Source organism: Bacterioplanes sanyensis (assembly GCF_014652515.1).
GTDB lineage: Bacteria > Pseudomonadota > Gammaproteobacteria > Pseudomonadales > Oceanobacteraceae > Bacterioplanes > Bacterioplanes sanyensis.
The window spans coordinates 110284-130781 of sequence record NZ_BMYY01000004.1 but is presented as its reverse complement, the minus strand read 5'-3'; the positions used below and the strand labels follow the sequence as shown (position 1 = coordinate 130781).

At 55.9% G+C, this 20498-nt stretch carries 19 protein-coding genes; 6 read left to right on the top strand and 13 right to left on the bottom strand.

All coding sequences use genetic code 11. The features are described from left to right. Positions 1–74 precede the first annotated feature (74 nt). The 8 genes from IE090_RS08065 to trhO form a co-directional block, all read right to left on the bottom strand. Positions 75–794 (bottom strand): pirin family protein, encoded by a 720-nt coding sequence (locus tag IE090_RS08065; protein ID WP_189387857.1) that lies wholly within the window; start codon positions 792–794, stop codon positions 75–77. A 128-nt stretch (positions 795–922) separates the two neighbouring features. Beyond that, positions 923–1636, bottom strand: a complete 714-nt coding sequence (locus IE090_RS08060) for an electron transport complex subunit E (RefSeq protein ID WP_189387856.1) — start codon at positions 1634–1636, stop codon at positions 923–925. After that, complete coding sequence (rsxG, locus tag IE090_RS08055; RefSeq protein WP_189387855.1) at positions 1626–2282, bottom strand: electron transport complex subunit RsxG; 657 nt, start codon at positions 2280–2282, stop codon at positions 1626–1628. Before rsxG ends, IE090_RS08060 begins: the two co-directional genes overlap by 11 nt. Position 2283: 1 nt before the next feature. Further along, the gene (rsxD, locus tag IE090_RS08050) at positions 2284–3327 is read right to left on the bottom strand and encodes an electron transport complex subunit RsxD (RefSeq protein ID WP_189387854.1); all 1044 of its coding nucleotides are present in this window, start codon (positions 3325–3327) and stop codon (positions 2284–2286) included. A gap of 4 nt (positions 3328–3331) precedes the next feature. Then, positions 3332–5497 carry an electron transport complex subunit RsxC gene (rsxC, locus tag IE090_RS08045; RefSeq protein WP_189387853.1) on the bottom strand — a complete coding sequence of 722 codons (2166 nt, stop codon included), beginning with the start codon at positions 5495–5497 and terminating at the stop codon, positions 3332–3334. Further along, positions 5494–6093: an electron transport complex subunit RsxB gene (rsxB, locus tag IE090_RS08040; RefSeq protein ID WP_189387852.1), complete on the bottom strand. Its 600-nt coding sequence runs from the start codon at positions 6091–6093 to the stop codon at positions 5494–5496. Before rsxB ends, rsxC begins: the two co-directional genes overlap by 4 nt. Then, on the bottom strand, positions 6093–6674 hold the full coding sequence (rsxA, locus tag IE090_RS08035; RefSeq protein ID WP_189387851.1) for an electron transport complex subunit RsxA: 582 nt from the start codon (positions 6672–6674) through the stop codon (positions 6093–6095). The genes rsxB and rsxA overlap by 1 nt, the downstream gene beginning before the upstream one ends. A gap of 260 nt (positions 6675–6934) precedes the next feature. Next, the gene (trhO, locus tag IE090_RS08030) at positions 6935–7942 is read right to left on the bottom strand and encodes an oxygen-dependent tRNA uridine(34) hydroxylase TrhO (protein WP_189387850.1); all 1008 of its coding nucleotides are present in this window, start codon (positions 7940–7942) and stop codon (positions 6935–6937) included. 200 nt (positions 7943–8142) lie between these two features. Between trhO and IE090_RS08025 the strand changes: the two genes are divergently transcribed. The 3 genes from IE090_RS08025 to IE090_RS08015 are packed head-to-tail and all read left to right on the top strand — an operon-like array spanning position 8143 to position 10672. Beyond that, positions 8143–9504, top strand: coding sequence for a YfaP family protein (locus tag IE090_RS08025; protein WP_189387849.1), 1362 nt, complete (start codon positions 8143–8145; stop codon positions 9502–9504). 56 nt (positions 9505–9560) lie between these two features. Next, a complete protein-coding gene (locus IE090_RS08020) occupies positions 9561–10385 on the top strand; it encodes a DUF6502 family protein (RefSeq protein WP_189387848.1) in 825 nt (274 codons plus the stop codon). Further along, positions 10382–10672, top strand: coding sequence for a hypothetical protein (locus IE090_RS08015; protein WP_189387847.1), 291 nt, complete (start codon positions 10382–10384; stop codon positions 10670–10672). The genes IE090_RS08020 and IE090_RS08015 overlap by 4 nt, the downstream gene beginning before the upstream one ends. On the opposite strand, the gene IE090_RS08010 is transcribed toward IE090_RS08015, so the two are convergent. Next, positions 10669–11382 carry a hypothetical protein gene (locus IE090_RS08010; protein WP_189387846.1) on the bottom strand — a complete coding sequence of 238 codons (714 nt, stop codon included), beginning with the start codon at positions 11380–11382 and terminating at the stop codon, positions 10669–10671. The two genes, IE090_RS08015 and IE090_RS08010, sit on opposite strands and share 4 nt — an antisense overlap. Positions 11383–11515: 133 nt before the next feature. Next, entirely contained in the window at positions 11516–12562 is a 1047-nt protein-coding gene (locus tag IE090_RS08005) for a tRNA dihydrouridine synthase (RefSeq protein WP_189387845.1), read from the bottom strand. 339 nt (positions 12563–12901) lie between these two features. Between IE090_RS08005 and IE090_RS08000 the strand changes: the two genes are divergently transcribed. The 3 genes from IE090_RS08000 (at position 12902) to IE090_RS07990 (ending at position 16396) form a co-directional block, all read left to right on the top strand. After that, a complete protein-coding gene (locus tag IE090_RS08000) occupies positions 12902–13147 on the top strand; it encodes an OadG family protein (RefSeq protein ID WP_189387844.1) in 246 nt (81 codons plus the stop codon). Positions 13148–13299: 152 nt separating this feature from the next. Further along, positions 13300–15072: a sodium-extruding oxaloacetate decarboxylase subunit alpha gene (gene oadA, locus IE090_RS07995; protein WP_189387843.1), complete on the top strand. Its 1773-nt coding sequence runs from the start codon at positions 13300–13302 to the stop codon at positions 15070–15072. Positions 15073–15085: 13 nt separating this feature from the next. Then, the gene (locus IE090_RS07990; RefSeq protein WP_189387842.1) at positions 15086–16396 is read left to right on the top strand and encodes a sodium ion-translocating decarboxylase subunit beta; all 1311 of its coding nucleotides are present in this window, start codon (positions 15086–15088) and stop codon (positions 16394–16396) included. A gap of 58 nt (positions 16397–16454) precedes the next feature. On the opposite strand, the gene IE090_RS07985 is transcribed toward IE090_RS07990, so the two are convergent. The 3 genes from IE090_RS07985 to IE090_RS07975 all read right to left on the bottom strand — a co-directional run bounded on the left by IE090_RS07985 (position 16455) and on the right by IE090_RS07975 (position 20304). Continuing rightward, on the bottom strand, positions 16455–17501 hold the full coding sequence (locus tag IE090_RS07985; RefSeq protein ID WP_189387841.1) for an ABC transporter ATP-binding protein: 1047 nt from the start codon (positions 17499–17501) through the stop codon (positions 16455–16457). Next, complete coding sequence (locus tag IE090_RS07980) at positions 17498–19198, bottom strand: ABC transporter permease (RefSeq protein WP_229815584.1); 1701 nt, start codon at positions 19196–19198, stop codon at positions 17498–17500. Before IE090_RS07980 ends, IE090_RS07985 begins: the two co-directional genes overlap by 4 nt. An 89-nt stretch (positions 19199–19287) precedes the next feature. After that, entirely contained in the window at positions 19288–20304 is a 1017-nt protein-coding gene (locus tag IE090_RS07975) for a Fe(3+) ABC transporter substrate-binding protein (protein ID WP_189387840.1), read from the bottom strand. Positions 20305–20498 lie beyond the last annotated feature (194 nt).

Below are 20498 nucleotides of genomic sequence, written 5' to 3'. Positions count from 1 at the left end.
GGCAGTATGCATGAGCGAGGAAAGCGGGAGAAGTGTCCCGCTTGCAAAAAACTGTGTCATTGCCGCCATCGCGGTCAATGGAGGCTCGGCGCCAAATCAAACCACAGCGCATGAACGCCGGCTGTGCCTGCGCTAACGCTTAGCGGCTGGCCATCTAGGCTACCAACGCCGTCGCCGGCGTGCAGCTCGGTGGTGACATCGCCGCTATCCAGATTCAGGCTGCCTGCCACCAAATGCAAATAGCCGCTGCGCTTGGAGTGATGCGCTTGCAGAGTGTACTGCTCACCAGCGGCCAGCTGCAGGCGATAGAGGCTGGCATCCGCGTGCAACGTCAGTGAGCCGCCATGGCCCTCTGGGGTGGCCAGTGCGGTGAGCGGCCCTTGCTGCGCAATGGTGGCTTGGCGGTAGCCAGGTTCGCGGCCAGCGTGATCGGGCAACAGCCAGATCTGTAAAAACTTCAGTGGCTGGTTGTGATGGTGGTTGAACTCGCTGTGCATCACGCCTGTGCCGGCGGTCATGACTTGCACGTCGCCTGCGGGAATCAAATATTGATGGCCGAGGCTGTCGCGGTGCTCAATGGTGCCTTCAAGAATGTAGGAAATGATTTCCATATCGCGATGGCCATGGGTGTCAAAGCCGGCACCGCCCGCGACGGTATCGTCGTTGATCACGCGCAAGTTGCTGATGCCCATATGGGCAGGGTCATAGTATTGACCGAAGGAAAAACTGTGGCGGCTGTCGAGCCAGCCAAAGTTGGCGTGGCCGCGGTCTTGTTGGCGACGGATATAGAGCATGGTGTTTCCTCCAGGTGAAGTGACCTCTATAACATCGATAGTAGAGTCGAAATACTTGAAGGAAAATCGCAAAAAACCGCGCCAAAGATTCGAAAGAGTAGAATGTTTGGCGCTGGATGTCGGCTGGGTCAGGTGATTTTGCCGGTCACGCGCACGCGTTTGCTGCCTGCTTCTACTGGCGCCTTTTGCGCCTCGGCACGGGCTTTTAAGCGCTCATCGATGATGTTTTTAATGGCAATGATTAAGCCCATGGCGACAAAGGCACCAGGCGGCAAGATGGCAAACAGGAAGTCTGGGTAGTCTTTTACCAACTCAACTTTCCAGCCGGCCGCCTGAGGGCCAAACAGCAGCTGCATATCGGAGAAAATCACGCCTTGGCCCAGCACTTCGCGCATGGCGCCTAACACGATCAATACCAGGGTAAAGCCCAACGCCATCATAAAGCCGTCGATGGCTGAAGGAAGAATTGGGTTTTTGCAGGCAAAGGCATCGGCGCGGCCCAAAATGGCGCAGTTGGTGACGATCAGCGGGATAAAAATGCCCAGCACCTCGTACAGCTCGTAGGTAAAGGCCTGCATTACCAACTCGGTAACGGTCACAAACGAGGCGATGATCATCACAAAGGCCGGCAGGCGCACGGCATCGGACACATGATTGCGAATCAAGGACACTGAGATGTTTGAGCCCACCAGCACCAGCATGGTTGCCAGGCCCAAGCCTAAGGCGTTTACCACTGAGCCGGTAACGGCCAGCAAGGGACACAAGCCGAGCAACTGCACCAAGGCTGGGTTGTTGAACCACAGGCCGTCGAGGCTGATTTGCCGCAGGGTTTTAGTTGCCATCTGAACCTCCACTGGCTGGGCCTGGGTTAAGCAGGCTGGCCTGGTGTTGTTGAAAAAACTGCAGTGCGCCTTGCACCGCCGCTACCACGGCTCTGGGGGTAATGGTGGCGCCAGTAAACTGATCAAAATCGCCGCCGTCTTTTTTGACCGCCCAAGTAATGTCATCGCTCAGCGACGTGCCCTGGAAACTGAAAATCCAGTCGGATTTGCGATGGTCGATTTTATCGCCCAAGCCCGGTGTTTCGCGGTGTTCAACGGTGCGTACACCGGCGATATCGCCATTGGCATGAATACCCACCAGTAGGCGAATGGCGGTGGTGTAGCCGTCCGGCGCCGTCACCGGCAGGATCACCGTGGTGACCTGGCCATCCGTGCGAGCCACGTGGGCTAACGCGTGGTCGCCAATGGGCCCCAGCAGGCTCAGGTTAAAGCGCTCGTCCAAGGTAATGGTGTCGGTCAGCAAATCGTTGTCGTAACTGCCCACCGGCACGATTTGATTCAGCGCCTTGGCCTCGGCGGCCAGAATATTGCGGGCAATGCGCTCTTGGGTCAGTACCTGAGTGACGGCAATGGCGCCCGCGGTGACCATGGCGAACAGCGCCAAGCCCACGGCATTGCGGCGAATGGCAGACAACAGCTCTGGCATGTTATTTCTCACTCTTGGCAATCAGACCGCGGCGCGCTGCTTTATGGCCGTAAGTGCGCGGCTGGGTGTAGGCATCAATAAAGGGCGCGGCAAAATTCATCAGCAGCACAGCAAAGGCGACGGCATCCGGATAAGCGCCATGGGCGCGAATGACATACAACAAGATGCCAATGCCAGCGCCATAAATCAGCTTGCCGCGCGGTGTGGTGGCGGCAGAGACCGGGTCGGTGGCAATAAAGAAAGCGCCCAGCATGGTGGCACCACTGAGCAGCTGCAATGACAGCGGTGCATACATGTCTTCATCCCAGCCAAACAGCAGCGAACACAGGGATAAGCCAACCAGCATGGCCACGGGAATGTGCCAGCTAATGATTTTGCGCCACAGCAGCACTAGGCCACCGGCCAAATACGCCAGGTTGACCCATTCCCAGCCACCGTTCAGCCAGCCGCTAAAGATCGGGTTTTTTAACACTTCGCTGGAGGTCTGGCTGTCGATCATGTGTTTGTAGGCATCCAACGGCGTGGCCCCGCTAAAGGCATCTGGGCTGGCACCGGCAAAAATCACGGCGACGGAGTCCAGCAAGCCAGGCACGGCGCTATTATCGACGGCCATCGGCACCGCCCAGGTGGTGGTCATGTGCAATGGAAACGACACCAACACCAAGGCATAGCCCACCATGGCTGGATTAAACGGGTTGTTGCCGATGCCGCCATACAATTGCTTGGCAAATACAATGGCAAAGCTGGTTGCGAGCACGGTAATCCACCAAGGCGCTAAGGGCGGCAAAGCCAGACCCAGCAATACGCCGGTCAGGGCGGCGGTATTGTCCTTGAGGAAAAAGCCCAACGGTCGCTGACGCAGTTTTAATACCAGCGCTTCGGTCGCCATGGCCGTCGCCACTGCCAGCAGCACGTTAATAAAAGTGCCATAACCAAACAGCAGGGTGGTGACTAAAAGGCCAGGCAGGGTGGCCAAAATGACCGTCAGCATCACCTTAGAGGTGCTGTTACTGCCGTGAGTATGGGGAGATGACAAGGTCAACACGGCATCAGGCTCCTTCGGCTTGCTGCAGCTGTTGCTGCAATTGGGTCAGTTTATCCTGCTGTTTGCTCACCGCTTTGCTGAGGGCTGGCACTGTGTCTAGGCCATCGGCCTCGGCCATTTGCAAACGCTCCTGGGCTTTGGCTAAGCGGTCTTGTTGGGCGAGGATTTTCTTCTTTAGTGCGTCTTGATCGACCGTTGCTGCAGCCTCGGTGGCAGCCGCGGGCGATGTGCCTTTGAGTGATGCCTCATAGGCGGCCTTGGCCTCGATCACACGCTGTTGCTGCTTATCTACCCCGGCTTGCAAGGCGGCCACTGTGTCTAAACCTTGCTCCTGAGCATCGGCCAAGCGCTGCTGGGCGGTGGCTAGACGGGTTTGTGCGGTTTCCCATTTGCGCTGTAGACGCTCTGGGCTATTAGGGTCGCCTTTGTCCGCCGCGCCGGTGGTTGAGGCCGCGGCCTTTTTCGCGGCGGCGATGTCTTTGGCGATGTCTTTGATTTTTGCCTGGGTTTTCTCTAGCGCGGCCTCCAAGGCGGGCACTTTTTCCGCTTGGCTGTCATCGGCGCGCGCGGCGTCGAGCTTTTCTTGAGTTTTGGCCACGGCGGCTTTGGCGGCATCGAGTTTTTTGTTTAGCTTATCCAGCTCTGAGGGAGTGTCAGCTGCTGCTGCGGGCGGCTGTTCGGCGGCGGCTTGCTTGGCTTTGGCCGCCGCTTCCGCGCGCGCTTTGCGCTTGGCTTCTTTTTCGGCTTGCTCGCGCTCCTGGCGGGCCAAGCGACTTTCAAAGCGCTCTTTGGCACGCTCGGACTTGGCCTGGGCCGCGCGTTCTTCACGAATGGCGCCTTTGGCAAAGCGATAGTACTGCACCAGTGGAATATGGCTGGGGCATACGTAGGAGCAGGCGCCGCATTCGATGCAGTCGAACAAGTTGTGCTGTTCGGCCTTGTTGAACTCCTCGGCCTTACTGAACCAATACAGTTGCTGTGGCAGCAGCTCGGCTGGGCATGCCTCGGCGCACATGCCACAGCGAATGCAGGCCATGGCAATGTCATTCGGTGGCAGCTCTTGCTCGGTCGGCGCCAATAAGCAGTTGCTGGTTTTGACCACCGGCAGATCGGTGTGCGGTAGGGCAAAGCCCATCATGGGCCCGCCCATGATGACCCGCTCGCGCGCCTGTGGCTGATAGCCGCTGAGTTGCAGCAAGTGGCTGACGGGCGTGCCGATCAAGGTGTCCCAGTTGCCAGGTTCGGCGCAGGCGTCGCCGGTGACCGTGGTGATGCGGCTGATCAGTGGCTCACCTTGGTAAACCGCGCGATAAATGGCGCTGGCCGTGCCGACGTTTTGGCACACCACGCCGATTTGTGCAGGTATGCCGCCGGCCGGCACTTCTTCCCCGGTCAGCAGTTGGATCAGCTGTTTTTCACCGCCGGACGGGTATTTGGTTGGCACCACCACCAGATCCATGAGGTGCTGCTGGTTATGCTCTGCTAAGGCGGTTTTTAATGCCTCAATGGCCTCGGGTTTGTTGTCCTCAATGCCAATTAAGCAGCGCTGACTGCCGAGTATGTGCTGCAGGATTTGTGCGCCCATGACCACTTCGGAGGCGCGCTCGCGCATCAGCATATCGTCGGCGGTAATGTAAGGTTCGCATTCAGCGCCGTTCAAAATCAGGGTGTGAATCGGGTATTGCCGTGTTTGCAGCTTGGCAGCGGTGGGGAAGCCAGCGCCGCCCATGCCGGCGATGCCCATGTCGCTAATAAAGTCCACCAGTTGCTTAGGCTCGATATCACTGAAGTCGCTGACCTTGAGCTGCTGCAGCAGGCTGGGGTGCTCGCCCCATTGATCCTCGCCGTCGGGCGTCAATACGATGCACAGCTCAGTTAAGCCCGACGCATGGGGCACTGGGCGTTCTTCAATGGCACTGATGGTGCCGGACGTCGGCGCGTGCAGGGGCACGCTGATTTTGCCATCGGCATGGGCAAGGCGCTGGCCTTTTAACACCCGCTCACCCACCTGCACCTCGGCGAGCGCCGCGGCACCTATGTGTTGATGCAGCGGCAAAATCAGCTGCGCCGGCAAACCGGCGTTGCGAATGCTGCGTTGCGTCGACTGATGCTTGTTTTCAGGCGGGTGAATGCCGCCATGAAAGTCGTAAAGATGAATCTTGTGGGTCATGCCGGACCTCCAACAGAGCGACGGTCGCTGGCTATGAGCTCAACACCGCTGGTGGGCGCTTGCCAGTACCAGCTGCTGATGTCTTGGCCGACGGGGATCATATCGATGCAGTCCACTGGGCAGGGTTCAACGCATAAGTCGCAGCCGGTGCATTCTTCCGCAATGACGGTGTGCATTTGCTTGGCGGCGCCCAAAATGGCATCGACGGGGCAGGCCTGAATGCACTTGGTGCAGCCAATGCACTCGTCTTCGCGAATGTAAGCGACGGTGGGCACGTCTTTTTCCGCGCCATGCTCGGCATCCAAGGGTTCGGGCTCAACGCCGAGCAAATCCGCCAGCGATTGAATGGTGCTTTCACCGCCAGGTGGACATTTGTTGATTTTATCGCCGTCGGCGATGGCTTCTGCGTAGGGTTTGCAGCCCGGGTAGCCACATTGGCCGCATTGGGTTTGCGGCAATATGTCGTTGATTTGCTCGACGATGGGGTTGCCCTCGACCTTAAAGCGCACGGAGGCAAAGCCGAGCACGGCACCAAACACAGTGGCTAACACCACCAGTACGGCAACAGCAATGAGAATGGTAGTTAACGTCGACATCAGATGCTGACCAATCCGGTAAAGCCCATAAAGGCTAGAGACATCAGCCCGGCGGTAATCATGGCCACCGCTGAGCCTTGAAATGGCTTGGGTACATCGGCCACGGCGATGCGCTCACGCATGGCGGCAAACAACACCATCACCAGCGAAAAGCCGACGGCAGCGCCAAAGCCATACAAAATAGACTCGACAAAACCGTGTTCGCGCTTGGTGTTTAACAGCGCCACGCCCAATACCGCACAGTTGGTGGTGATCAGCGGCAAGAAAATCCCCAGCACTCGATACAGCAAGGGGCTGGATTTGCGAATGGCCATTTCGGTAAAGCCGACCACCACGGCGATCACCATGATGAAACTGATGGTTTTGAGGTATTCCAGCTCCAGCGGAATCAACAAATAGTTGTGCACCAGGTAGCTGCAGACGGACGCCAGCGTCAGCACAAAGGTGGTGGCGGCACCCATGCCGATGGCGGTTTCCAGCTTGTTGGAAACGCCCATAAAGGGGCACAGGCCCAGAAACTGAACCAATACAAAATTGTTTACCAAAATGGTGCTGATGAGTATGAGCAAATACTCTGTCATGGTCTGAGCTGCCCCGAAACGCTATGACCTCGACGGCCAGAAAAAAGGATGCGCATTATCCCAAAGTTTGATTATGTCAGACAACATGGCTAGGCAAGCTTTTAATGCCTTTTTGGAATAATGTCTGTGGTGGCTGCATCTATCCATGCACATGGCCAGCACCCGCCACAGTGTAGCGCTACCGGCTTATTTCATGCTGATTAAGATCAACATAACCAGCAAGGAATGAATGGGCGCTGCGTAAGCGCCCGCAGGGCGGTTTATTCGCCGCCGTCGCTGAGCTGACGCTGGGCTTGTTTCTGTGCCAGTTTTTCTTGGCGACGTTTTTCAATGACCTTGCTTAAGTCGGTGCCCAAATGTTCTTCGCCACGCTGGCGAGCCAGCTGCATTTGCAGTTCGCGCTGGCGAAAGCGCTCGCGCTGCTCTTCGCTGTACTCATCGATGCAATGGTGACAGCTGACGCCGGGCACATAGTGCTCAGACTGTTTGTCTTTCTCGGTGATCGGACGGCGGCAGGCGTGGCATTGATCGTATTCGCCTTTTTCCAGTTGGTGGTTCACTGTGACGCGGTTGTCGAATACAAAGCATTCGCCCTGCCACAGGGATTCATCCGCTGGCACTTCTTCAAGGTATTTTAAAATGCCGCCTTCCAGGTGGTAGACCTCATCAAACCCTTGCTCTTTTAAATACGCGGTGGATTTTTCGCAGCGAATGCCACCGGTGCAAAACATCGCGACTTTTTTGTGCTGGCTAGGGTCGAGATTCTCTTGCACGTACTGCGGAAACTCGCGAAACGTTTTGGTGTTCGGATCGATGGCGCCTTTAAAGGTGCCGATGCCCACTTCGTAATCGTTGCGCGTATCGATCAGCACCACATCTGGGTCGGAGATCAGAGCGTTCCAATCTTGCGGTTTAACGTAGGTGCCCACCACGCGCTTAGGGTCAATGCCTTCGACACCCATGGTCACGATTTCTTTTTTCAGCTTAACCTTGGTGCGGTAAAAGGGCTGTTCATCATCAAAGGACTCTTTGTAATCGATGTCCTTTAAGCGCTCATCTTGGCGCAAATGATTCAATAGCGCGTCGATGCCCGCGCGGCTGCCGGCGACGGTGCCGTTGATGCCTTCTTGCGCCAACAGCAAGGTGCCCTTGACCTCGTTGGCGAGCATGACATCCAGCAACGGCTGGCGCAGCGCTTCGAAGTTTTCCAGGGTGACAAACTTGTACATAGCGCAAACGACAAACGGCGCTTGAGTGGTGTTAGACATGTGATTTTCCTGTGCTGGCCGGAGCGTAAATCCGGTGCTGAGTTTAAGGCGCAAAAACGCGGCGGCGGATTCTAACAAAAATCATGTCTGCGGCACAAAACACACTGTTGTAATGACACTTGTGCCTTGCTAGGCGCGCGCGAGGACAGTAATGTTTAGTCGCTTTGGGATTTTTAACTCACAACATGGAGAGTGACTCTATGCATGCATACAAAACGCTGCTGGCGGCTGCCATCAGCTCTGCTCTACTGGTCGCTTGCGGCTCAGACTCTGATTCCGGCAGTGATGATAATGATGCCCCTCAGGTTGAGGTTTTGACGACCGCTAACCTGGATCAAGCCGTCACCATGCCAGACGCTCAGTCAGTCAATGTCGCGGATGCGTCGATTCCTACTGATCTGCCAACCCTGTCTGTGACGGGCAGTGAGCGAGCGATTGTGACTGCTAACTCACGCAACAGAATTTCACTGTCTGTGCCTGAAGACTCTGTTCCTTCCGGCAAGAAAGTGGGTGGTTATCTAATCAAGTTTGGCAACAGCTCGCAGTATTTTGTGGCAGCAGGACAGCAAACGACGGCGCAAGCGCTGAAGTCTCCGGTTGTCACCACTAAAGTGGCGCCGTTTGCCAGCTCGCATAAACAGTTGCCAACCACGCAGCGGGTGCAAATTGCTGCGGCTGCGGCAGAAACTCAGGTGCAAGTGGCAGGCTGGTCGACCACAGAGTTTCAGCTGCCATCCAGCATTCCGGACTTGGCCATTCGTATTTACCCTTTGCTGGTAAACGATACGGTAGCCGAGGTGGTGGGTCTTGATGATATTGATATTAGCAATCCGGACAACTGGCTTGGCTTGCAGCTTCTGGATTTAGTCGTGGAAGCGGTAGCAACCAGTCCTGTGCAAGTCTCTCTGACTTGGAATAGCGAGGTCGATCTGGATCTGTGGGTTATTGAGCCCAGTGGCGAGAAAATCTACTTTGGCGATCAAATTTCTGAAGAATCACTAGGGTGGCTAGACTATGACAATATTCAGGGTTATGGCCCAGAAAATATTACTTACGCCTTCCGGGTGCCAGAGGGTGAATACAAAATCGTCGTAGACTACTTTAGCGGCTCTGCCGATGCCGATTATGACGTGGTGGTTGCGGTGGGTAGTAATGTTACGACCTATTCTGGTTCCTTCGAAGCACGTGCCAATGTCAGTGATAATCCAGACCAAGATGTCGTTACCATTTCATCCTCCGATATGAACCCACTGTTGGCAGAGCCCATCAGGTTGGATCAATGGCAAGGAGTTTGGTCTGCAGGCGAGGGCGGTGCGACGCTATTCGATATTGCAGAGGACCGTTTGCGTTTGATCGAAGTCAGCAGCTGTAGCCGCTTTAATGTGCGAACGAATGGTTACTTCCCTACCGGTTTCCGTGTGGTTGACGGTCAGCTGCAGGTCAGTAACGCCTTTGTGAACGCTACCATCGAAAGCTCTGAAGGTACCGACGTAGACTTCACCTACCAGTACGAGAGCTTGGAGCAAAGCAGCATTCCTGATCAATGTAGCTTCCTGCAGTAATACAAGTCTCCCGTAAGGGAGGTGGAAAATTTTCCCACAAGGCTCATACTGTCGGTATGAGCCAACTTGTTTCTCACTCGCACGCAGTTAATGCCATTCGGCGCATTCTAAGACCGCTGGTGCGCTTACTGCTGCGTTATCAAGTAACCTATCAAGCTTTGCTGCCACTGCTGAAACAGACTTACGTCGAGGTGGCTGAGCAAGAGTTTACCCTGCCTGATAAAGCCCAAACCGACAGTCGCATCAGCCTGTTGACGGGGGTGCATCGCAAAGATGTGCGTAAGTTCAGAGAGCAGGATGCAAGCTTGGAAGGCGCGCCGGTCTCCGTCTCGATGGGCGGACAAATGGTCGCTTATTGGCTCAGTGCGCCCGGCTATCAAAGCAAGGGCCGTCCAGTGCGTCTGCCGCTGCGTAGCGAAGGCCATGCACCGAGCTTTGAGCAGTTGGTGCAGCAGGTGGTGCACGGTGACATTCGGCCACGTGCGGTGTTGGATGAATGGCTGGCTTTGGGTGTCGTCAAGCAAGACGATGACGGTTTGCTGTGTTTGCAGCAAGAAGCCTTTGTCCCTCGCAGTGGCGAACCGGAGCTGTTGTTTTATCTTGGCCGCAATGTGGCAGACCATTTACAGGTCGCCAGTGACAATTTGACAGCAGCGCAGCCGCGTATTGAGCGCAGTGTGTGTTATGCCGGTTTGTCGGCGCAAGCGGTTGACGAGTTACACCAGCTCTACCGCCAGCAGGCGGGCGAGTTACTCAAACATATCAATCAAGAAGCCCTGCGCCTGAAGCAAGAGCAACCGGGTGATCAGCGCCTTAATGCCGGCGTATTTTTTGCCGACGGGGTAGCAGAGGCGAATAAATCCAGGAGCGAGCCATCATGAAATCATGGCTGATAGGAGTGGTGCTGGCATGGCTATCCGTGCAGCCATGCTGGGCAGAAACCAGCGACCGAGAGGGAGAAGGCATCGGCGGAACCGGGCTTAAACAACCGCTACCCGAGCATACTGAGTTGCTGGAAGAACCAGACATTCCTGAACTACCAGAGATGCCCGAGCATTTGGACATTCTGGAGATGCCCGACATAGACGCCGGTATGAATGAGAGTGGCGACGGTGTCGATGTTGATCTGCCAGCAGTGCCCGACGTACCCAGCGACGAGCGTAATTAAAAACTAAGCGTCATCCCGACGGCAGCGCTATCGGCGTTGCCAATGCGGGCATAGGGGGTCCAGCGCCACTGCGATTGCTTGAATTGCCACGCCAACGTCAGATGGTGGCGGCTGTCGCTACCCGACTGGCTGGCTTGGCGGCCGCCATAGCTGAGACTGATCGGCGCTTTATATAAACCAGCGCCCCACAGTGCGCCATCTTGCATAGCATAGCGTTGGCTGGATTGGCGCCAGCGATAGCCCGCTTGATACCACAGCCACATATCTCCCATGGGTTTCATGGCGCGAAGGCGCAGCTCTTGCTCATTGGCACCACTGCCAAGGGCTTTGCTGTCATCGGCGGTGGCCACTTTGTAGCGCATTTGGCTTTGCCAGTGCTGTCCCATCCAAGTGGCTTTATGCCAATAGCGTGCAGTCAGCCAGGTATCGGCCTGGCCAGAAGGTTGCTGGTCGGCTCCGTGGCGCTGTAGCCAACCTGTGCTGATCTTGAGTTGCCAGTGGTGCCAGTGCTGCTGTGCCGCCAAGCTCACTTGTCGCCATTGGTCATCGCTGACATCGCCACTTTGGCCTGTGTGTGCGCCAATGCTCAGGGTTGCCGCTAAAGAGGGGGAGCAGCAAAAAGCCATGGCAATCAACAGCCATTTTACCTTGCGTACCTGCCAGTAAATATGACGCGGCCTACGCTCGGCGTTTGGTGTAATGGGTAACATATCTGCTTGACAGTTCCATTGTGGTTAAGGTGCCGATAACGGATGGCAGCAAGTTATAACGGTTTATGTTTGCAATTTATACCCTGCAAAGAGGAGGTACTCATCAGTGCGCAGAGTGCTATGCAAGTCGCGGCTAAAAACCACTGTGTTGGTAGTTGTAGCTTTGTAAATCGTTGCGCTGGGCGGTTGCGCTAATGGCGTTTTCCAATGCAGCAAAAAATTCAGCTTTGCCTTTTTCACGTTTAACGCTTTGAAAGACGGTGGCGATGGCATCGGATTGCATCGAAAAATAATGCAGCCACTGCTTCAGGCGATCTGTGAGTGCTTTGTCGTTTAAATCTTCGAGTCGCTCTGCCAATAGCAGTAACAACTGCAAACGGTGCTGCCAACTCTGGCCCTGATAATTGGCGTCTTTTATGCGCTGGCCAAGGTCAGGTGTTGCGACTAAGCCGCGACCAATCATCAGCAAACTACAGCCGCTTTGCGTTAAGCATTGGCGAGCGTCTTCTTCGTTCCAAACTTCGCCGTTGGCCAAAACCGGCACCGTGATGTGTTGGCGAATTTTATCAATCCATTGCCAATGGGCCGGCGGCTTGTAGCCTTCTGTTTTGGTGCGTGCATGCACGGTCAGCCATTGAATGCCGGCGCTGGCCAAAGCGTCGGCATTTTCTAATGCCAGGGCTTTATCGGTAAAACCTAAGCGCATTTTGGCACTGACGGGAATGTGCGCAGGCACCGCTTGTCTCACCGCGCGGGTAATGGCATGAATGCGCTCTGGCCATTGCAGTAAAACAGCGCCACCTTGGCTTTTGTTGACGGTTTTGGCTGGGCAACCAAAGTTTAGGTCGATGGCGGGCGCGCCCAGTGAGGCTGCTTTGTGGGCATTGGCGGCCATCATCTCTGGGTCGGAGCCCAATAATTGTACGTGAACAGGCGTGCCGCTGGCGGTTTTGCCGCCCGTTAATAGCTCAGGGCAAAAGCGCTTAAATACGCGCTCGGGCAGCCGTTGATCGGTAATGCGAATGAACTCGGTCACGCAGTGATCGATGCCACCTTGGGCCGTCAGTAAGGCGCGTAAGTTGAAATCCATTAATCCTTCCATCGGTGCCAGCGCAATGTAGGGCGAAGAGTGCTGTCGATCGAAGGGCAAGGTGCCTGTGAAGGTGTCGTGACAAGGCATAGAAGTCGGCCAGAACAAGGGGCGCGAAGTATAGCGACGGGCCGTTTTTTGTACCAGCTTGAGGGAAGCTCGTACGTGTATTTACGCTAGCCTTGGTCGCAAAGCGATATGATGCACCTCAGTGCTGACAACGCCTAGCGCCGATGGATGTTGTTTTTAATCAGTGGTTTGCTCTGATAAACCCGACTAATCAACAGAGCTGGTCTTATTGCTTAGGTTGTGGCTTTTAAGTAATCTAACCGCGCTTACTGCCTGCTGACAGTGCGCGCATGGGCCAAATCTGTGCAGCGATAACGTCGTGGCGGTGAGCCCAGATACAGCCAAAAAAGGAGTGCCTGCATGACTGAGCCTAGTCTCGTGTCGCAAGGTCTGGAACTGATGGTGTTTGGCATGGGCGTGGTGTTCGTCTTTTTGACGATGCTGGTGTTCGTGACCACCTTCATGTCCAAACTGGTCAACAAACTCGCACCAGAACCCGAGGTGGTGGCTGCTCCGGCACCTGCTGCTTCAGCACCGGGTGTGGACCCGCAATTGCTGAAAGTATTATCAGCAGCGGTTAAAGAGCATCGCGCACGCCAAAAGTAGCCGCGAGTGGGATAACAAACGTCAGGGCTTGTTTCTGCAGTCGTCTTTGATCAAGGCATCCGCCTGCGGCCAACTGTATCGTTACCATCGAGCCGCTTCAGAAACGCATCGCCCCTACCAATAATTAAACGGAAGAGAAAAGGCCATCACCCATGACCGATTCTAAAAAACCTCTAGGTATTACCGACGTCGTGCTGCGCGACGCGCACCAGTCCATCCTGGCCACGCGCATGCGCCTCGACGACATGCTCCCCATTGCTGCAAAGTTGGATCAAGTGGGCTACTGGTCCATTGAATCTTGGGGCGGCGCCACGTTTGACTCCTGTATCCGCTACTTGGGCGAAGACCCCTGGGATCGCATTCGAGAATTTAAAAAGGCCATGCCTAATACTCAGCAACAAATGCTGTTGCGTGGCCAAAATTTGCTGGGCTATCGTCACTACGGTGATGATGTGGTGGAAAAATTCGTTGAGCGCGCTGCCACCAATGGCGTGGATGTGTTCCGCGTATTTGACGCCATGAACGATCCGCGCAATTTAGAAACCGCGCTGAAAGCGGTGAAAAAACAGGGTAAGCATGCGCAGGGCACGCTGTCTTACACCACCTCACCGGTTCACACCATGGATTCTTGGGTCACACTGGCCAAGCAAATCGAAGACATGGGTGCCGATTCCATTGCCATTAAAGACATGGCCGGCGTATTAACCCCTTACGACGCCTTTGAGCTGGTCAGCAAGTTAAAAGCACAAACCGATTTAGAAGTGCAGTTGCACGCGCACGCCACCTCCGGTTTGTCGGACATGACCAATTTAAAAGCCATTGAGGCTGGCATTGATCGTGTGGATACCGCCATTTCATCGATGTCCATGACCTACGGCCACACCGCGACAGAATCCATTGTTGCGTCGCTGGCAGGCACTGAGCGCGATACCGGCATCGATTTATTGCTGCTGGAAGAAATCGCTGCGTATTTCCGTGACGTGCGAAAAAAATACGCCAAGTTCGAAGGCGCATTGCGCGGCACCGACAGCCGTATTTTGGTGGCACAGGTGCCGGGCGGCATGCTGACCAACATGGAAAACCAGCTGCGAGAGCAGGGCGCTTCCGATAAGTTCGACGAAGTGCTGCAAGAAATTCCGCGTGTGCGTGAAGATCTGGGCTACATCCCTCTGGTCACGCCAACGTCGCAAATCGTCGGCACCCAAGCGGTATTGAACGTATTGACGGGCGAGCGCTACAAGTCGATTTCAAAAGAAACTCAGGGCATTTTAAAAGGCGAGTACGGCGCTGCGCCGGCACCTTACAACCAAGAGCTGCAGCAGCGCGTATTGGATGGCAAAGAAGCCATTACCTGTCGCCCGGCCGATCTTTTGGAAAATGAGTTGGATAAACTCGTCGCCGATGTTGAAAAACTGGCCGCGGACAAAGGCTTCAAGCTGGCGGCAGATAAAATTGACGATGCCTTAACCTTTGCGCTGTTCCCGCAGATCGCGCCCAAATTCTTGGAAAATCGTGGTAACCCGGATGCCTTTGAACCAGCACCGAAAGGCGCCGACGAAGACACCTTCACCGTTACCGTTGATGGCAACGAGTATGTCGTTAAAGTCGATGACGGCGGCGATGTAAAAGAGTTGGCCCCGGTTAACGGTGCGCCGATGAACCTAGGCGGCGGCTCGGCCTCTGCGGCGGCGGCTCCGGCAGCCGTGGGTGGCGGTGACCCTGTACCGGCACCTCTGGCCGGCAACGTCTGGAAGGTGTTGGTACAGCCAGGTCAGCAAGTTGCTGAAGGCGATGTGGTACTGATTTTGGAAGCCATGAAAATGGAAACCGAAGTGCGGGCGCCACGTGCAGGCACCATCGGCAGTGTTTCGGCAGCGGAAGGCACTGCTGTTAAAGTCGGCGATACGCTGTACACGCTGGCTTAAAGGAGGCTGATGCATGCAAAGCTTAATCAACCTCTGGAATGACACGGGCATCGCTCATATCGAGCCCGGTCAGGCCATGATGATGCTGGTGGCGTTTGGTATGTTGTACCTGGCCATCAAAAAGGGCTTTGAGCCCTTGTTGCTGCTGCCGATTGCCGTCGGTACTTTGATGGTGAACATCCCGGGTGCCGGCATGGGCTGGTCTGCTGCCGAAGCTGCGATTCGCTCAGGTGATGCCGGTGTGTTGGCGCAGTTCAGTGAGCTGTTTGGCTTGGCCGCCAATGCCGGCATGCAAGAAGTGCTGGCGGCTTACCGCGAAGCTTATGAAGTGCAAGGCATGCTGTATAAAAAGGCAGTCGCGCTGGGCGCGGCTACCGGCTTTGACAGTGGCATGTTGTATGTCTTTTACAGCATGACCATTGCCAGTGGTGTGGCACCCTTGCTGATCTTTATGGGCGTCGGTGCCATGACCGACTTTGGTCCTTTGTTGGCGAACCCAAAAACCTTGCTATTAGGTGCTGCGGCGCAGTTCGGTATTTTTGGTACCGTGGCGGGTGCGGTGCTGCTAACGGACGCCGGTTTGATGGACTTTACCGTCCAGCAGGCGGCAGCGATTGGCATCATTGGCGGTGCCGATGGCCCAACGTCGATCTTTATTGCCTCTAAGTTGGCGCCTGAGCTGCTGGGTGCGATTGCGGTGGCGGCGTATTCCTACATGGCGTTGGTACCACTGATTCAGCCGCCCATCATGAAAGCGCTGACCTCTGAGCAGGAGCGTAAAATCGCCATGCATCAGCTGCGTACTGTGAGCAAAGGCGAGAAGATCGTCTTTCCGATTGCGGTATTGGTGCTGGTGGCCCTGTTGCTGCCTTCCGCGGCGCCGCTGCTGGGCATGTTCTGCTTTGGCAACCTGATGAAAGAATCCGGTGTGGTCGAGCGTTTGAGCGACACGGCACAAAATGCTTTGATCAACATCGTGACCATTTTCTTGGGGCTGTCGGTGGGCTACAAAATGAGCTCAGATGCCTTCTTAAATGGCAGTACCTTGGCGATCATTGTGTTGGGTCTGGTGGCGTTCTGTGTCGGTACTGCGGCGGGTGTGATCATGGCCAAGGTCATGAACAAGCTCAGCAAAGAACCAATCAACCCTCTGATTGGCTCTGCAGGTGTATCGGCCGTGCCGATGGCTGCGCGGGTATCGAATAAGGTCGGTCTAGAGGCCAATTCGCAGAACTTCCTGCTGATGCATGCCATGGGCCCGAACGTGGCCGGTGTGATTGGTTCAGCAGTGGCTGCCGGTGTGATGATCAGCTTCTTTAGCTAGTCGACGCTTGCTGTATATGAAGCCGCCTACGGGCGGCTTTTTTGTATTTGTAGGTTTGTTAACCCGTGTGGGCAAACAACACCAAATGATCAATATGCGGTTCGATGCCAATGGTCTCGCCTAGCGCGTGGTTGTGGTGCGAGGACGCATGACAGTAGACCCGTTGGCCATCGGCCAGCTCAACGGTGTAGAGGAAGTGTGAGCCGCGAAAGCGCTTGCGCACAATGGTCGCCCGTTGCAGTGAATCGTCATTATGCAAAACGTCGTCTGGTCGCAACATTAAATCGACTTGCTGGCCTTGCTTGAACGGCAAATTCTGATCGGACACCAGGCTGCCCAGGGAGCAGTCAACATGGCGCTCATCCATCACGGTTGCTGGTAATAACGTGCTTTGGCCGATAAAGCTGGCGACAAAACGGGTGGCAGGCTCGTGATAGAGCTTAAAAGCGCAGTCGAATTGTTGTAGCACGCCGTCGTTCATCACCGCCACGCGATCGGCAATGGCAAAGGCTTCCAGCTGATCATGGGTCACCATTAAGGCGCTGATGCCTTCGGCGTTTAGAATATCCCGCACTTGCTCGGCCAAATCTTCACGTAATTCGGCATCCAGGCTAGAAAAGGGCTCGTCCAGCAGCAGCAGTTGTGGCTTGGGGGCAATGGCGCGTGCGACCGCCACGCGTTGTTGCTGGCCGCCAGATAGCTCATGCGGATAACGCCCCCCTAAGCCAGGGAGGGCAATTAAATCTAACAGCTGTTCAACGCGCTGCTGACGCTCGCCCGTGCTCAGGTGCTGTAAGCCAAACGCCAAATTGTCGGCAATGCTCATGTGTGGGAACAGGGCCAGCTCCTGAAACACCATCACAACCGGACGCTGCTCGGGTGGCATGCGTTTTTCTGGGCTAGAAACCAGTGCGCCATCGAGGTAAATACGCCCTTGTTGCAGTGGCTCAAAGCCGCAAATGGCGCGTAATAACGTGGACTTGCCACAACCGGATGGGCCCAGCAGGCAGCCAATCTCACCTGGCTGCAGCTGCAGTGATACCTGATTAACAACAGTGCGCTGGCCGTAGCCAAGGCTAACTTGCTCAAGGGTGAGGGTGCTCATGACGGTGGCTGGCTAGGCTCCTGTGGTGGTTGTTTGAGGTTGCGGCTTAGCAATATGACCGGCAATAGCCCTACCAGAACAATGGTCAAGGCGACTGGGCCTGCGTCTAACAGGCGTTCATCTGCAGCCAGTTCGTGGGCTTTAACGGCCAAGGTATCAAAGTTGAACGGTCGCAAAATCAGCGTCGCCGGCAGCTCTTTTAACACATCAACAAACACCAGCAGCAAGGCCGTCAGCAAGCTGGTGCGCAGCATGGGCAGGTGAATGCGATGCATCACCGACCAGCGGCCATGCCCTAGGCTGCGTGCTGATTGATCTAGGCTTGGCGAGATTTGCCCCATACCGGCTTGCACGCTGTTGAGTGCCACCGCCATAAAGCGCACGGCATAGGCAAACAGCAGGGCAAACACAGTGCCGGAGAAAATCAGCCCGGGGCGCCAATCAAATGTGGCCAGTAGCCAAGCGTTGAGTTGACGGTCAAGGGCGGCTAGCGGCACCAAGATGCCAATCGCGATCACAGTACCGGGCACGGCATAGCCAAGGCCTGCGCTGGCTACGGCAGGCTTGACCCAAGGGCGCGGATAAAAACGCCGCAGCCAGGCCAGCAAAATGGCCAAGCTGAGCGTCAGCAGTGCGGCACTGATGGCCAGCAGCAGGCTGTTGCGCATCAGCTCTAGAAAATCTGCATCTAAGCTAGGTGGACGCTGCCACAGCCAAGAGAGAATCATCAATACAGGTACGATAAAGCCCAGCAGCAACGGCAGGGCACACCACAGCGTGGCGAGCCAGGCGCGCAGGCCTTGCAGTTGCGGTGGTGTTGCCGCCGGGCGACCGCCGAGTTGCGCAACGCGCTGGCGCCGGCGCGAATAGCGCTCCAGTGTCAGCAAAACAATGACCACACTGAGCAGCAGGGCAGCGAGTTGCATGGCGCCGTTCATGTCGCCCAGGCCATGCCAAGTACGAAAGATACCGGCACTAAAGCTGCTGACGCCGAAGTAACTCACGGTGCCATAATCGGCCAGGGTTTCCATCAGCGCCAAGCTGGTGCCAGCGACGATGGCTGGCCGCGCCAGCGGCAAATCTATGCGCCAGAACACCCGCCAACGCGAGGCACCGAGTGAGCGCGCGGCATCGGCAGTAAGGCCGGATTGCGTCATAAACGAGGCGCGACTGAGCATAAAAACGTAAGGGTAGAGCACCAGCGTGAGCATCAGGGCGGCGCCGCCCAGGCTGCGAATGGGCGGAAACCAATAATCGCGATAGCCCCAGCCAGTAAGCTCACGCAAACCGGTTTGCACAGGTCCTGCAAAGTCCAGCAAGTCGGTATAGGCGTAGGCGATGATGTAGGCCGGAAAGGCCAGCGGCAATAACAGTGCCCAGCTGAGAAAGCGGCTGGCGGGAAAGGCAAAGCGGGTGGTCAGCCAGGCGCAACTGATGCCCAGCAGCAAAACACCGCCGGCAACCCAAAAACACAGCCAGAAGGATTGCCAAACGTATTCGAACAATACGGTGTCGTATAAATGTTGCCAGCTATTGCTGTTGGCAAACAAGGCATGCCACAGCACCGATAAAACGGGCACCGCCAATATAAGGGCGACCAGGCCGGTAATCAGAGCCACGCCGACATCGCCCTGGCGGCGAGGACGGGCTGGTAGCAATGGCGTGCTAGCGATGGATGAGGAGTCAGCGTTGTTCAAGTTTGTTAGGTCTTTGACTGCCAGTGGCTGAAAGCACAAACCGGCCCTGAGGCCGGTTGTGTGAATCTTGCGGCGACAGTGTAACCGCTTTAGCGCCAGCCGGCACGGTCCATCAGTTTGACCGCCTGACGGTTGTTTTCACCCAAGGTGCTCAGTGGCACGTCATCGGCTTTGAACTCGCCCCAGGCGGCGACGACTGGGTCCAGCTCAACACCTTTTACCACTGGGAACTCATTGTTGACCTCGGCGTACCATTTTTGCGCAGCGTCAGACACCATAAACTCCAGCAGTTTGATGGCGGCTTCCTTGTTCTTGGCCGAGGTAGTAACGCCCGCGCCAGAAACGTTAACGTGGGTGCCGCGGCCTTCTTGGTTGGGCCAGAACAGCGCGACTTTTTCTGCCAGCTGTTTGTCTTCACCGTCTGACTTCAGCATACGGCCATAGTAATAGGTATTAGCGACCGCTACATCACACTGACCCGCTGCCAGCGCACGAATCTGATCGGTATCGCCACCGGCCGGTGGGCGGGCAAAGGAGTCGACAAAGTCATTGGCCCACTGTTGTGTGCGCTCGGCGCCCAGGTCGTCAATCATCGCTGCTACCAGCGACTGGTTGTAGACATTGCTGGATGAGCGAATGCAAACTCGGCCTTTCCAAGCGTCGTCGGCCAGTGCTTCGTAAGTTGACAGCTGCTCTGGCTTGACTGTTTCGGGGTTGTAGAAGATCACGCGTGCGCGCTGCGACAGACCAAACCACTGCTGTTCATCGTCGCGCAGATACGTTGGGATGCGTTGTTTTAGGGTGTCGCTGTCAATGGCTTGAAACAGGCCCGCTTCTTTGGCGCGTTGCAGGCGAGCGGCATCGGCGGTGATCAGCATGTCAGCCGGGCTTAGCTCGCCTTCTGATTTCAGTCGCTGCAATAGTGCGTCATCTTTGCCCGTCACCAAGTTAACCTTAATGCCGCTTTGGGCGGTGAATTTTTCCAGCAACGGCTCGATCAGCTCTGCTTTGCGGGCAGAGTACAGATTCAGCTCCTGATCGGCAGCGTTGGCAGACCAGGACAAAACAGTGCTGATGGCCAGCACGGGTAACGCAGTCCACTTCATAGCAACGGGCTCCAAATTGAAATTGAGAATGGTTCTCGATAAAGCGGCGCAACTTTACCGCAACACTGGTCAGTCATCAAGCGCCAGCACGGCGCCTGCGCCGCGGTTTTCGTCATGGAGTGTATAAGCACTGCGCAGGATTGTCGGCGCTCAATTGAGCCGCCACCGCCATGCTGTTAGTCTTAGCCGCTTGT

What these genes read in the sequence shown, in the direction of transcription:
- IE090_RS08065 (WP_189387857.1), bottom strand. Translation starts at nt 794, where the DNA reads ATGCTCTATATCCGTCGCCAACAAGACCGCGGCCACGCCAACTTTGGC.
- IE090_RS08060 (WP_189387856.1), bottom strand. Translation starts at nt 1,636, where the DNA reads ATGGCAACTAAAACCCTGCGGCAAATCAGCCTCGACGGCCTGTGGTTC.
- rsxG (WP_189387855.1), bottom strand. Translation starts at nt 2,282, where the DNA reads ATGCCAGAGCTGTTGTCTGCCATTCGCCGCAATGCCGTGGGCTTGGCG.
- rsxC (WP_189387853.1), bottom strand. Translation starts at nt 5,497, where the DNA reads ATGACCCACAAGATTCATCTTTACGACTTTCATGGCGGCATTCACCCG.
- rsxB (WP_189387852.1), bottom strand. Translation starts at nt 6,093, where the DNA reads ATGTCGACGTTAACTACCATTCTCATTGCTGTTGCCGTACTGGTGGTG.
- rsxA (WP_189387851.1), bottom strand. Translation starts at nt 6,674, where the DNA reads ATGACAGAGTATTTGCTCATACTCATCAGCACCATTTTGGTAAACAAT.
- trhO (WP_189387850.1), bottom strand. Translation starts at nt 7,942, where the DNA reads ATGTCTAACACCACTCAAGCGCCGTTTGTCGTTTGCGCTATGTACAAG.
- IE090_RS08025 (WP_189387849.1), top strand. Translation starts at nt 8,143, where the DNA reads ATGCATGCATACAAAACGCTGCTGGCGGCTGCCATCAGCTCTGCTCTA.
- IE090_RS08020 (WP_189387848.1), top strand. Translation starts at nt 9,561, where the DNA reads ATGAGCCAACTTGTTTCTCACTCGCACGCAGTTAATGCCATTCGGCGC.
- IE090_RS08015 (WP_189387847.1), top strand. Translation starts at nt 10,382, where the DNA reads ATGAAATCATGGCTGATAGGAGTGGTGCTGGCATGGCTATCCGTGCAG.
- IE090_RS08010 (WP_189387846.1), bottom strand. Translation starts at nt 11,382, where the DNA reads ATGTTACCCATTACACCAAACGCCGAGCGTAGGCCGCGTCATATTTAC.
- IE090_RS08005 (WP_189387845.1), bottom strand. Translation starts at nt 12,562, where the DNA reads ATGCCTTGTCACGACACCTTCACAGGCACCTTGCCCTTCGATCGACAG.
- IE090_RS08000 (WP_189387844.1), top strand. Translation starts at nt 12,902, where the DNA reads ATGACTGAGCCTAGTCTCGTGTCGCAAGGTCTGGAACTGATGGTGTTT.
- oadA (WP_189387843.1), top strand. Translation starts at nt 13,300, where the DNA reads ATGACCGATTCTAAAAAACCTCTAGGTATTACCGACGTCGTGCTGCGC.
- IE090_RS07990 (WP_189387842.1), top strand. Translation starts at nt 15,086, where the DNA reads ATGCAAAGCTTAATCAACCTCTGGAATGACACGGGCATCGCTCATATC.
- IE090_RS07985 (WP_189387841.1), bottom strand. Translation starts at nt 17,501, where the DNA reads ATGAGCACCCTCACCCTTGAGCAAGTTAGCCTTGGCTACGGCCAGCGC.
- IE090_RS07975 (WP_189387840.1), bottom strand. Translation starts at nt 20,304, where the DNA reads ATGAAGTGGACTGCGTTACCCGTGCTGGCCATCAGCACTGTTTTGTCC.